This is a genomic window from Paenibacillus sp. p3-SID1389 (assembly GCF_025151705.1).
GTDB classification, from domain to species: domain Bacteria; phylum Bacillota; class Bacilli; order Paenibacillales; family Paenibacillaceae; genus Fontibacillus; species Fontibacillus phoenicis.
The window spans coordinates 1-12,739 of the sequence record NZ_JALXVO010000081.1; the positions used below are offsets into that span (position 1 = coordinate 1).

At 54.5% G+C, this 12,739-nt stretch carries 10 protein-coding genes; 9 read left to right on the forward strand and 1 reads right to left on the reverse strand.

Annotated elements, in window-relative coordinates:
* Positions 1-27: 27 nt before the first annotated feature.
* Positions 28-351: an iron-sulfur cluster biosynthesis family protein gene (locus tag M3G15_RS20385; RefSeq protein WP_009226578.1), complete on the reverse strand. Its 324-nt coding sequence runs from the start codon at positions 349-351 to the stop codon at positions 28-30.
* Between the two features lie 141 nt (positions 352-492).
* Here M3G15_RS20385 and M3G15_RS20390 point away from each other — a divergent pair, with 141 nt between their 5' ends.
* The 9 genes from M3G15_RS20390 to mutL form a co-directional block, all read left to right on the forward strand.
* The gene (locus M3G15_RS20390) at positions 493-2,010 is read left to right on the forward strand and encodes a carboxypeptidase M32 (RefSeq protein ID WP_260071909.1); all 1,518 of its coding nucleotides are present in this window, start codon (positions 493-495) and stop codon (positions 2,008-2,010) included.
* Between the two features lie 198 nt (positions 2,011-2,208).
* A complete protein-coding gene (locus M3G15_RS20395) occupies positions 2,209-3,210 on the forward strand; it encodes an ABC transporter substrate-binding protein (protein WP_036646375.1) in 1,002 nt (333 codons plus the stop codon).
* A gap of 34 nt (positions 3,211-3,244) precedes the next feature.
* Entirely contained in the window at positions 3,245-4,039 is a 795-nt protein-coding gene (locus M3G15_RS20400; protein ID WP_260071910.1) for an ABC transporter ATP-binding protein, read from the forward strand.
* Between the two features lie 68 nt (positions 4,040-4,107).
* On the forward strand, positions 4,108-4,854 hold the full coding sequence (locus tag M3G15_RS20405; protein ID WP_260071916.1) for an ABC transporter permease: 747 nt from the start codon (positions 4,108-4,110) through the stop codon (positions 4,852-4,854).
* Between the two features lie 175 nt (positions 4,855-5,029).
* A complete protein-coding gene (locus M3G15_RS20410) occupies positions 5,030-6,025 on the forward strand; it encodes an aromatic acid exporter family protein (protein WP_260071911.1) in 996 nt (331 codons plus the stop codon).
* A gap of 64 nt (positions 6,026-6,089) precedes the next feature.
* Positions 6,090-6,635 (forward strand): outer spore coat protein CotE, encoded by a 546-nt coding sequence (cotE, locus tag M3G15_RS20415; protein ID WP_260071912.1) that lies wholly within the window; start codon positions 6,090-6,092, stop codon positions 6,633-6,635.
* Between the two features lie 146 nt (positions 6,636-6,781).
* Entirely contained in the window at positions 6,782-8,293 is a 1,512-nt protein-coding gene (locus M3G15_RS20420; protein WP_260071913.1) for a putative amidoligase domain-containing protein, read from the forward strand.
* A gap of 74 nt (positions 8,294-8,367) precedes the next feature.
* Entirely contained in the window at positions 8,368-11,223 is a 2,856-nt protein-coding gene (gene mutS / locus M3G15_RS20425) for a DNA mismatch repair protein MutS (protein WP_260071914.1), read from the forward strand.
* Positions 11,224-11,594: 371 nt separating this feature from the next.
* On the forward strand, positions 11,595-12,739 hold a 1,145-nt coding region (mutL, locus tag M3G15_RS20430), incomplete at its 3' end, for a DNA mismatch repair endonuclease MutL (RefSeq protein WP_260071915.1).

Sequence of the window (12,739 nt, forward strand, 5' to 3'; positions counted from 1 at the left end):
GTTTGTTGTTGGCACGAATACGGCGAATTACCGGCGGTCTACCAATGGAATATTGGATTTGTAAAACTGGGACGGCCCATCCAAGCGGAACGTCCCGGTTGCTTCTTCCCCTTTCAAGGACAGCTCCTCTTCAAAAAAAACAGCCTGCATTTTGTCAATCCAAAATGGGTAGGCTTCATTGTCCATGGGAATATCATATGGACCCGGCTCGGATACGATGTTCAGTACGGGAACACCGCTCATGCCGCAGCCGCAGTTTTCCGTATCGTAGACGAGGCGGAGCAAGCCAGGCTGGCCAGCTAACTTGTCGTCGATCATTTTTTTGGCCGTTGCGTTAAGCGTGATTTTCATAAGGAAGAGGCAACTCCTTTACATCAAAATAAAATTTCAATAAAAATTAACGAATTCGTCTACTTAAAATTTGATTATACGTTTAGTTAAAAGTATCATCAAGAGTAGCAACTATATTTCACCAGTAAAGGCGGAGTTGTCATGAAACAGGAAACGGTTGAGAAATGGGAGCTCTTTCGGGAGCTTCTGCAGAAGATTCATGCATACGGGGAAGCGGTCGCGCTGATGAACTGGGATTTACGCACCGGTGCACCGCGCAAAGGGGCGGAGACCCGGGCAGCGACCATCGGATTGTTGTCCACGGAAGCTTTTAAGCTGCAAACGTCAGCCGAGATGGGCGAGTACTTAGCTTATTTGAACCAGCCTGCCGTCCTGGAGGAATTGGATGATGTGAAGCGCCGGATGGTGCTCGATGTGCAGGAGGAATACGACCGAAGCGTCAAGATTCCGCCGCAGAAATTCCGCGAATATACAGAGCTGACGGCCCATGCTGAAACGGTGTGGGAAGACTTTAAGGAGAACAGCGATTTTGCCGGATTCGAGCCTTATTTAACGAAAATTGTGGCAAAGATTCAGGAGTTTATCGACTACTGGGGTCCGAAGGCTACGCGTTATGATACGTTACTACATATGTATGAACCGGACCTGACTACGGAGAAACTCGATCAAGTTTTTGGCCAGCTGCGCGATCGACTCGTTCCCTTGGTTGAGGCGGTAGCTGGAGCGAAGAATAAGCCGGAAGCTCCATTCCTGAACCAGCTGTATGATAACCAGCAGCAAGCGAAGTTTAGCCGGTTCCTGCTCGAACAAATCGGCTACGATTTTGCAGCTGGACGGATTGACGAAACGGTTCACCCGTTCCAAACCACGATCAACCATGGCGACGTGCGGATCACTACCAACTACAAGCAGGATGATGTCGCCAGCGCCATCTTCAGCTCCTTGCATGAGGGCGGGCATGCGCTTTACGAGCAGAACGTATCGGTGGAGCTGGCCGGAACGCCGCTGGGCCAAGGAACGTCGATGGGGATCCATGAGTCCCAGTCCCGTTTCTGGGAGAACTTCGTTGGGCGCAGCCTGCAATTCTGGCAACGGTATTTCGGCGAGTTGCAGCAGCATTTTCCAGAACAGCTTCAAGGGGTTACGCCGGAGCAGTTCTTCCGCGGCATCAATCGTGTAGAGAACTCCTTAATCCGGATTGAAGCGGATGAGCTGACTTATAACTTGCATATTATTATCCGTTATGAGATTGAGAAGATGCTCTTTAATGAAGGGTTGCCGGTCAGCGAGCTGCCGAAAGTCTGGAATGAGAAATACCGCGACTATCTCGGCTTGACTCCGCCTAACGACGGGCTTGGCGTTCTGCAGGACGTACACTGGTCGGCCGGTCTGTTTGGGTACTTCCCATCCTATGCGCTTGGCAACATGTATGCTGCCCAAATCGCCAATACGCTGCGGAAAGAGCTGCCGCAATTTGAAGAACTCATCGCCGAAGGGAACTTCCAGCCGATCAAGGAATGGTTGACCGACAGAATCTACAAATACGGCAAGAGCCGGAAACCGTCGGAGCTGATCCTTGCGGTCACCGGCGAAGAGTTAAACCCGGACTATCTCGCAGATTATCTAGAACAGAAATTCAAAAGCATTTACGGCATCTAAAGCGATGCCGGTCGAAAGCTGCCCCTAAGGCGGATTCATCCGCTCTTAGGGGCAGCTTTTTTTCGTACATCGAACTTGGAACGCCCCGGCACGGCTTAACCTTTTGTTAGGCCATCGCATAGTATTTAGTGTATCTTCTGGCCAACCGCTAGACATCGATTGGCTATGAAACCCCATTTAGAAGGAGAGGTGAATGGCATGAACAACGTAAGAAAGGGGTTATGGATCGCGCTCATCGTCCTCCTGACCGCAGCGCTAAGCGCTTGTGGAGGAAGCGGCAAAGCACAAAAGGTCAAAATCGGGGAAGTCACCCGTTCCGTATTTTATGCCCCTCAGTACGTCGCATTGGAAAAAGGTTTCTTTAAAGAAGAAGGACTGGACGTGGAGCTGCAAACAACGGCGGGTGGTGACAAAACGATGACGGCATTGCTGTCGGGGGCCATCGACGTGGCGTTGGTCGGAGCCGAGACGTCGATTTACGTGTATCAGCAAGGCTCCACAGATCCCGTGATCAACTTCGCTCAATTGACGCAAACCGACGGTACCTTCCTGGTTGCCCGGGACTCCGCCGAATTTGATTGGGAGATGTTGAAGGGGAGCGTCTTTCTGGGTCAACGGAAGGGAGGCATGCCGCAAATGGCGGGCGAGTTCACCCTGCGCAAGCACGGGATCGATCCACATCAGGATCTGGAGTTAATCCAGAATGTGGACTTCGCCAACATCACGGCTGCATTCATATCGGGAACGGGACAATTCGTTCAGCTGTTTGAACCCCAAGCCTCCATCGTGGAGAAGGAAGGGAAAGGATACGTCGTCGCTTCCTTTGGTACGGAGAGCGGCAGGCTGCCCTATACGGTATTTATGACCAAGCAGAGCTATATCAAGGATCATTCGGAAATCGTCCAGAAGTTTACGAATGCGATTCATAAAGCCCAACGCTGGGTTCAATCGCATACGCCGGAAGAAATTGCCGAGACGGTTGCGCCTTATTTTAAAGATACGGACATGGAGATCTTGGTCAGCTCGATCAAGCGGTATCAGGAGCAGGGAAGCTATGCAGAAACGCCGGCTTTGGCGGAGGACGCCTGGAACAACCTGCTTGACGTGATGGAAAGCGCCGGAGAACTCAATGAACGGGTGGAAGCGGATAAGCTGGTGGATAACAGCTTTGCCGAGCAAGCCGTCAAATCCGTCAAATAACATGAACGTGAACGGAAAAGGAGCGTGAGCGCTTTTGCCATCTGTCGTGGAACTGAAAAACCTAGATCTGGTCTACGTGACGGACCGGGAGGCCGTCCTCGCCTTGCAAGGGATGAATTTAGCGGTAGAGCCTGGCGAATTCATCAGTTTGGTTGGTCCCAGCGGTTGCGGAAAGACCACGCTTCTTTCCGTCATGGCTGGTCTGCTGGCCCCATCCCGGGGAGAGGTGCTCCTGCACGGCAAACCGGTAACGGGCCCCACCCCGCAGGTGGGGTATATGCTGCAGCAGGATTACTTGTTCCCGTGGCGGACGATTCTGAGCAATACCGTACTGGGGTTGGAACTGACCGGAAGGTTAACGCCGGAAAGTGTGGAGCACGCGCGGGCGTTGCTGGCCGAAATGGGGCTCGGCGATACCGCGAAATTGTATCCCCATCAGCTGTCGGGCGGAATGCGCCAACGGGTGGCCCTTGTGCGAACGCTGGCGACCGATCCGGAGCTGCTGCTGCTGGATGAGCCGTTCTCAGCGCTGGACTACCAGACGAAGCTACAGCTGGAGGATTTGGTGTGGGGGACGCTAAAGCAGCGGAAGAAAACGGGGGTACTGGTGACCCACGATCTATCGGAGGCGATCGCGGTCAGCGATCGGGTGATCGTGCTGGCCCCCAGACCAGGGCGAATTCGCAGCATGTACGAGATCCCGGAGAATATCCAGAAAGCCCAGCCGTTTTATGCCCGGGAGGCCGAAGGCTTCAATGAACTATTCCATGAAATCTGGCGCGATCTGGAGACGTCGGAAAGGAGGGATAGCCATTGGCACCGCCCGTGACGAAACCGGCCGCTTCAGAAGCCTGGCTGCAGGAGAAATGGCAGCAATACCGCAAACGCAAACGTCAGATGAGCCGTTACGTGCTGAGTGTACAGATCTTAATCCTCGTGTTGTTTGTGGGATTATGGGAGCTTGCAGGCCAATTGAAATGGATTGATGTACTGATCTTCAGCTACCCGTCCAAGGTAGGACGGCAGATCGTGAAGGATGCGCTAAGCGGAGAATTGTGGCCGCATCTGGCGATGACGGTTGGTGAAACGGCAGTAGGTTTCCTGCTGGGGACCCTGATCGGCACATTGCTTGCCGTGCTGATTTGGTGGTCACCGTTTCTATCGCGTGTGCTGGATCCTTACATGGTCGTGTTTAACAGTATGCCGAAGGTGGCGCTGGGCCCGATCTTTATCGTCCTGTTTGGCGCCGGCTTCACGGCAATTGTGGTCACGACGTTATCAATTACGGTGATTGTAACCACCCTCGTCGTCTTTAACAGCTTCAACGAAGTTGACGCGAACTTTGTCAAGGTGATTCGCACGTTTGGGGGGAGCCGGCGCGACGTGTTTTTGAAGGTAATCCTGCCGGCTTCGTTTCCCACCATCGTGTCTACGTTGAAGGTGAATGTGGGGATGGCTTGGGTCGGGGTCATCGTCGGGGAGTTCCTCGTTGCCAAAATCGGGCTCGGTTACCTGATCGTCTACGGGTTTCAAGTGTTTAACTTCACCCTGGTGCTGTCGAGCCTGGTCATCATCGCCATCGTGGCGACGGCGATGTATCAGTTGGTCGTCTATATCGAAAGGAAGCTGGTAAGGGAGCGGTAACGCTCCCTTTTTGCATTCGAGCAGGAGGAGGGAGCTTCGCCGTAGTCTTTACCTGATTATACCGTTTCGACCGTTGAACAGAGCTGGGACGAATGAAATATATCTGATTGTGTGGGAGCGTGAAATCAAGTAGGATATTTTCATAGATCGCTTTCGACAAAAAGGGTGAGAATTCATGGGTTTTCGAGTGATCAAAACGGCCATTGCCACGCTAATGGCAATATTTATTGCGGATGCCTTAGGGGTGCCTGGTGCCAATTCGGCGGGACTGCTGGCGATTTTAGGGGTCGACGTCACCCGCAAGCGCAGCCTGGCATCGATAACGGCACGTTTTTTTGCTTCAACTTTGGGGTTGTTGCTTGCTTTTGGCATCTTCTACTTCCTCGGGTTTCATATTTGGGTGCTGGCCATTTACATCCTCGTCGCTTTCCCATTGATCGCTCGCGCGGGCTTCAAGGAAGGGATTGTGACCAGCTCCGTTGTCGTGTTCCGCGTATTCAGCGGCGGGGAGATCTCCTGGCACGTGCTGTTAATCCAGGTGGAGCTGCTGATCATTGGGTTGGGTTCGGCCATGGTCGTTAATTTTCTGTACATGCCCAAAACGGAAGACAAGCTGCTGGAAACTCGGCGTGAGGTGGATGCCTTGTTTTCCCGTATCTTTCAAGAGATTGCCGCTTCGCTGAACGATCCCTATCGCTTATGGGATGGCAAGGAGATCACCGATGCGGCCCGAAAGATCGATGAGGGCTACGCGCTCGCGAAGCGGGCAGCCGAGAACCAGATGATCTCGCCCAACGAGGCGTGGACGGCGTATTTTATCATGCGCAAAGAGCAGTTAAGCCGGATCGAAGGGATGCTGGAGCTGATTTCGCAAGTATATCAACGTATCCCGCAAGGCGAATTTGTGGCCGTGTTGTTTGACCGGCTTAGCGTGGATGTAAATCAAGAGGAATATACGGGGATTACGGAGCAGATGCTTACGGAGCTGGAGGAGGAGTTCAAGAAAATGGAGATGCCTTCAACCCGTGAGGAATTTGAAATGCGTTCAGCCATTTTGCAGCTGTGCCGGGAACTTTCCTTATATCTGGCTGTCTCCAAAAAAAATAAAGCCCCCATTCCACGAATAGCGGAGAAACGGGGAGCAAAACGAAAACAGGCGTCGATAAAATAGTTGTCACCCTAGACGAATGTCCTGCATACACTTGTATTGAATGATGTATGGAGGAGGTTCTAACATGTCATTGAAATATCAAAGTAGAGAGATCATCACGAAAGCGATCTGCGGCAAAGGTCGTAAGTTCTCTACCGTAACACATACCGTGACTCCCCCTCATAAACCGTCGAGCATCCTGGGGGCCTGGATCATCAACCACCAGTACGAAGCGGTCGCTGCGGGAGACGGAATTGAAGTTATTGGTACTTACGATATTAACATCTGGTATTCGTACGACAAAAACTCGCAGACTGAGGTCGCCAAAGAAACGGTATCTTATGTTGAGAATGTTCCGCTGAACTACTTGGATTCCAGACACCGTTCGTCGACGGTGGAAGTGTCCGCAGAAGCCACGCAGGAACCGAGCACCGTCGAAGCCACCGTATCGGGAGACGGCCGCGTATCCATTCGGGTGGAACGCGAATTCGCGGTGGAACTGGTTGCCGAAACGAAGTTGAACGTGCTTGTTGTGCCGAGCAGCGGCATCGATGACAAGGACTACGATTTCGGCTCCGAGCTCGGCGATTATGAAGATTTGGATCCGGATCTCCTCGACGACGAACTGTAATTCGAGAAGGAAGCAAGAAGGCAAAGGGGTAAGTACCAACTGTTTCAGTGTACACTGTAGCATATGCGGCAGGGGCGTCGTCGAAGAGGGCGGCTGCCCTCTTTTTGTTTTTATTTTTTTGAAAAAACCTCTAACGAAGACAGGGGATGAACTCAGTGGTGAAGGATGAGCACCTCGTACTAAAAATCCGTCTGGACTCCAGCGCGTTCAAAGCTCGGCTACTGCAGGCGTTGGAACGTATGGGCAGCCCCTACCGGGTGTTGAAAGGACCGGAATCGTCCAGCGGGTCGTTATCACGCGCCTATTCGAGTTCCGGCGGGAAGCCAGCGGGCGCTGCTCCGGGAAAACGGCTCGCGCGAGCCGCAGCAGATGCTTCCCAATGGATCTACTATGGCCGCGAGGAGGCGTATTGGGGCGGCCGGGTACAAGAGATCGTGCTGGGCCGGCCGATGCACTCGCTGGAAGACTGGCGCCGCCGGCTCGAAGCGGCTGGGCTGAAGCCAACATCGCAGGTACGAAACGCTCATGCGGCCAGGGGCACTACTGCGTCTTATATCCGCCGCTTTGCCGTTACGGTATTCCATTTGCGGGCCTGGGACATTCGGCCGCTTGGCAAAGCCGGGCAAGCGCTCCCGCTCCTGGGGGAAGCAATGTCTCCAGATTCGCCACTCTATAAACGCCTGGCAAATACGGCCGTTCGGGCGTTATACGCCGTTGGACTCGACTTTGGCGAAGTGGTGATCTCGGCCGGGGAAGAAGGGCGGTTTACGGTGGATTCGATCACCCCCGTCTCGGAGATCGGGAGCGCGGCAACCAAGGCCATCGCCCAGGCGATGCGGGGAACCTTGGAGGAACAGGAGAAGCAGGAATTGCCGGCAGAGCGGTTGATTGGGATGGACCCGGAGTTTTTGCTGTTTGATCCGACCCATAGGAAAGTCGTTCCGGCTTCCCGTTATTTGCACTTTCACGGGGAAGCGGGTTGCGATGTGCTGCGATATCGCGGGCAGCGGTTATTTCCGCTAGCGGAGCTGCGGCCACGCCCCGGCAAGGAACCACGCGATGTGGTTATTCATTTGCTGCGCGCGTTTCGTGAAGCCCGAGCTTCTATTGAAGATCAGGGGCTGATTTGGCAGGCGGGAGCGATGCCGCAACGCGGTTTTCCGCTAGGCGGACACCTGCATTTCAGCGGAGTGCTGCTAACCCCAGAGCTGCTGCGGACGCTTGACAACTATCTGGCGCTGCCGCTGGCCCTGCTGGAGGACCCCCGAAGTGCGCCCCGCCGGCCGAAATACGGGTTTCTTGGCGATTTTCGGATTAAGGAGTACGGCGGCTTCGAATATCGCACTTTACCCAGCTTCCTGATCTCTCCGCTCGTCACCAAAGGGGTCGTGGCGTTAGCGTGCCTAATTATCGAGAATGCGGATCGGTTAAAGGCAAGACCGCTGGAAAAGGATGCGGTTTGGACGGCGTTTTATACCGGCAGAAAACAACCGCTTCGCGAAGCGTTACCCCGCTTGATCACCGATATCCAAAAGGTTCCGGACTATTCACGATATCAGGGATACATCGCACCATTGCTTGATGCCGTTCAGTCCGGTCATGTCTGGGACGAAACTGCGGATATCCGCCCCGCCTGGAAATTGCAAAATCCTTCATAACCGGGTTGCCCTTTTCTGGTATAATAGGATTCTATGAAAGACCTAAATGCGCTTAGGTTAATTGGAGGGGAATCATGGCTACCTACACGCCGATGATTGAGCAGTATCTACGGATTAAGGCGGAAGCGCAGGACGCGTTTCTGTTTTTCCGGCTGGGCGATTTCTATGAAATGTTCTTCGAGGATGCGATCCTGGCTGCGAAGGAGCTTGAGATTACACTGACCGGACGGGACGGGGGCGCCGAGGAGAAAATTCCGATGTGCGGTGTTCCCTACCATTCGGCAGACAATTATATTCATCGATTGATTGAAAAAGGGTACAAAGTCGCGATCTGTGAACAAATGGAGGACCCGTCGCAAACCAAAGGCATGGTGCGGCGCGAAATCGTCCGGGTCATCACTCCGGGGACGATTATGGAAGGGAAAACGGTCGGCGAGCGGACGAACAACTACATCGTATCGGTCACCGAACGGCAGGGGATGATGGCCCTGGCTGCCTGCGACCTGTCCACGGGGGAGCTGTACTCGACGTCGGCGCCATCCAACAAAGAGTGGCTGCGTGACGAGATCGGCTTATACGACCCGGCGGAAATCATCGGGGACGCCGAGTTATTGGATTGGATCGCTGGACAAGCTGCACCGCTCAGCAAGCCGGTCGTGTATACGCCTTGGGCGAAAGCGAAGGAAGACACGGCTCGCTCGTTGTTCGGCGAGGCGGAATGGATTCGCCTTGAGCCGGAGCGGCGTGACAATATCGCTGTCCTTGTCGGCTATTTAAGCGAGACGCAGAAGCGTTCGCTGGGTCAACTCACGAAAATATCGGCTTATGAGCCCGAGCATTTTATGATTTTGGACCCGTTTACGCGGCGTAATTTGGAATTGGTCGAAACGGTTCGCGAGCGTTCGAAGAAAGGTTCGCTGCTGTGGTTGCTCGACCGCACGGAAACGTCGATGGGCTCTAGACTGTTGCGGCGCTGGATCGACAAGCCGCTGCTGCAGAAAGCGCGGATCGAGGAGCGCTTGGAAGCGGTGGAGCATCTGTACAGCGCATTTATTTTGCGTGAGGATCTGCGCGGCGCTCTGCAGGATATTTACGATCTGGAGCGGCTGGTGGGACGCGTCGCCTTCGGCAATGCGAACGGCCGGGATTTGGTCGCTCTCAAGACATCCCTGCTTCAGGTGCCGGCGATTAAGACGCTATGCGCGGATTCGTCATCGAACACGCTGCGTCGGATCGCTTCGGCGATGGATGAGTGTGCGGATCTGGCCGACATGATTGATGCGGCGATTGCTGACGATCCGCCGGTGTCGGTGCGGGATGGAGGCCTGATCAAGGCAGGGTATCATACGCGATTGGACGAGCTTCGAGAGGCCAGCGTCAACGGCAAACGCTGGATTGCCGAGCTGGAAGCAGCTGAACGGCAAGCCACCGGGATCAAATCGCTGAAGATCGGCTACAACAAAGTGTTCGGATATTATATTGAAGTGACGCGGGCCAATCTGTCTCTACTCCCGGAAGGGCGGTATGAACGGAAGCAGACGCTGGCGAATGCCGAACGTTTTGTGACACCGGAGCTGAAGGAGAAGGAAGCGCTGATTCTCGAAGCCGAGGAGAAAATGGTTGATCTGGAATACACGTTATTTAACGAGCTGCGTGAACGGATCGCCGCCGATATCCCTCGTCTGCAGAAGCTGGCCGAGCAAATTGCTGAAATCGATGTGCTGCGCTCGCTGGCGCAGGTGGCATCGGACAACAGCTTTGTGAAGCCGAAGCTGACCGACGGCTACGATTTCATTGTGGAGCAAGGCCGGCATCCGGTGGTGGAAGCGGTGATGAAGGATACAGCATTTATCGCCAACAGTACGGAGCTCCGCAAGGACGAGGCGAGCATCCTGCTGATCACGGGTCCTAATATGGCTGGAAAGAGCACGTATATGCGGCAGGTCGCGCTGATTTCGATCCTGGCGCAAATCGGCAGCTTTGTGCCGGCGTCCAAAGCGGAGATTCCGCTGGTCGACCGCATTTTCACGCGGATTGGGGCAGCAGACGATCTGATTGGCGGGCAAAGCACCTTTATGGTGGAGATGGCCGATATTCAGATCATGACGGAAAAGGCCACCCCGCGCAGCTTGATCATCATCGACGAGCTGGGCCGGGGCACCTCGACCAGCGAAGGGATGGCGATTGCGCAGGCCGTGATCGAATACGTCCACGACCGGATTGGCTGCAAGGCGCTGGTGTCGACGCATTTCCATGAGCTGGCTTACCTGGAGCACAGCCTTCGCGGGCTGAATAACTACAGCATGGCGGTGCAGGAAAGCGGCGACAAGGTGCACTTCCTGCGCAAATTGATCCCCGGCGCGGCCGACACCAGCTACGGCATCTACTGCGCGCGGCTGGCCGGCCTGCCGGATGAGATCATCGGCCGGGCGTACGGGCTGCTGAAAGAGCTGGAGGAGAAAAGTCCGTTGGCGGACGGGGGCAGCGTTGCGGTGGCTGGTTTAACCTCTGGGACAGCAACGGTGGATGTGGCTGCAACAGCCGCAGCTTCTTCGCAGGCGGCTCAGCCGCTTGTGACGAAGGAGCAGAACGATCAAGTTGTGCGAGTAACGGCAGCAGCTGCAGGAGCAGCTGTGGGTACGGCTTCAGCGGATGCTGCTGCAACTTCGGCAGCAACAGAGGCTGTGGCTGAGATGGAAGCTGCGGCTACGGCTGAGCCGCTTGCCGGTGAAGTTGGCCCGGTCGTACAGCTTTCGATGTTTGGCGACGATGAGCCGCTGGTTCAAGCAAAGCCAGCCGCTCAGGCGCCGGAAGATCCGGCAACACGTACGATCATTAACCTGATTAAAAATGCCGATTTGGTGAACATGACACCGCTGCAGGCTATGCAGCTGGTCAATGATCTGAAGATGAAGGCGAAGGATCTGTAAACGTACGGTAGGTACTAGGAAGTCAGTTACAGAACGGAACAGGGGCAACGTTGTACGATGATTTTGAGGAACCAAACGGTTTATGTATGATGATATCTATGCATGGGCACCACCACGGCTTGGGAAATTGTCCGCTCGGTGCCATTGTGTATGAAATTTCGAATAGAATGAAGTTCAGTTCCGCGGTTTTAGCAGAATGTATATGAAAAATCGAATAGATTGGAGCGAAATCCCGGACATGCCCCGGATTATGTATGAAATTTCGAATAGAAACGGCGATTTGGTCGTTTTTTTCGGGAATATATATGAAATTTCATATAGATTTGTCCAGATTTCGTAAGATCGGTCAAACAAGGAGGGAGGGAACAGCTATGGCAAAAATCGCAATATTAGACGAGCATATCGCTAACCAGATTGCCGCTGGGGAAGTGGTCGAGCGCCCGGCTTCGGTGGTCAAGGAGCTGGTGGAGAACGCCATTGACGCAGGGGCTACCAAAATCGAGGTCGCCGTTGAAGAGGGTGGAATGCAGCTGATCCGCGTGACCGACAACGGCTCGGGGATTGAACCGGAGGATTGTGAAACAGCGTTTTACCGCCATGCGACAAGTAAAATTACCTCCGGACGCGACCTGTTCCAGATCCGGAGCCTCGGGTTCCGCGGTGAAGCCTTACCCAGTATCGCGGCGGTCGCCAAGGTTCGGCTGGTCTCTTCAAGCAACGATTCCGGGCTCGGGCGGGTGATTGAAATCGAAGGCGGCTCGTTGAAACTCAATGAGGACATCGCTGCCCCGCAAGGAACGGATATTGTGGTCAAGGAATTATTTTACAATACACCGGCAAGGCTGAAGTATATGAAGACGATCCAGACCGAGCTGGGGCATATCTCTGATACGATGTATCGTCAGGCGCTGGCTCATCCTGAGATTGCTTTTACGTTGCGGCATAACGGCAATACGTTGCTGCAAAGCCCGGGAGGCGGTGATCTGCTGCAGGTCATTGCGGCCGTCTATGGCGTGAATGCCTCCAAAGGAATGGTGCCGATTGAAGCGGAGGATCTGGATTACCGGGTGACGGGGTATATTGGGCGTCCGGATTTGGCGCGGTCCAGTCGCTCGGGCATGTCGACGATTGTGAACGGCCGGTATATCCGGAATCAAGGGCTTCATCAGGCGATTTTGCGCGCGTATCACACGCTGTTGCCGATTAATCGGTATCCGCTGGTGGTGCTCATGCTGGAGATGCACCCGTCCTTGGTTGACGTGAACGTGCATCCGTCCAAGCTGGAGGTGCGCTTCAGCAAGGAGCCGGAGCTGAACAGTTTTGTGGAGAACAGCGTGCGCGCTGTGCTGTCCGGGCAGGTGCTGATCCCGCAAGTCGTGCGTCAGACGATCGGGAAAGGCCCGAACCGCTCCGTGATCCAGGAGCAGTTCCACTTCCCCGCGCCGCCTCTAGGCGCGGAGGAGGGCGCTTCCGCCGCCGGCCAGACGGCTGCGGCGGCGGAAAGCACGCTCCGGCC

Coding starts and splice junctions, on each gene's coding strand:
- M3G15_RS20385 (WP_009226578.1), bottom strand. CDS start 351: ATGAAAATCACGCTTAACGCAACGGCCAAAAAAATGATCGACGACAAG.
- M3G15_RS20390 (WP_260071909.1), top strand. CDS start 493: ATGAAACAGGAAACGGTTGAGAAATGGGAGCTCTTTCGGGAGCTTCTG.
- M3G15_RS20395 (WP_036646375.1), top strand. CDS start 2,209: ATGAACAACGTAAGAAAGGGGTTATGGATCGCGCTCATCGTCCTCCTG.
- M3G15_RS20405 (WP_260071916.1), top strand. CDS start 4,108: ATGAGCCGTTACGTGCTGAGTGTACAGATCTTAATCCTCGTGTTGTTT.
- M3G15_RS20410 (WP_260071911.1), top strand. CDS start 5,030: ATGGGTTTTCGAGTGATCAAAACGGCCATTGCCACGCTAATGGCAATA.
- cotE (WP_260071912.1), top strand. CDS start 6,090: ATGTCATTGAAATATCAAAGTAGAGAGATCATCACGAAAGCGATCTGC.
- M3G15_RS20420 (WP_260071913.1), top strand. CDS start 6,782: ATGAACTCAGTGGTGAAGGATGAGCACCTCGTACTAAAAATCCGTCTG.
- mutS (WP_260071914.1), top strand. CDS start 8,368: ATGGCTACCTACACGCCGATGATTGAGCAGTATCTACGGATTAAGGCG.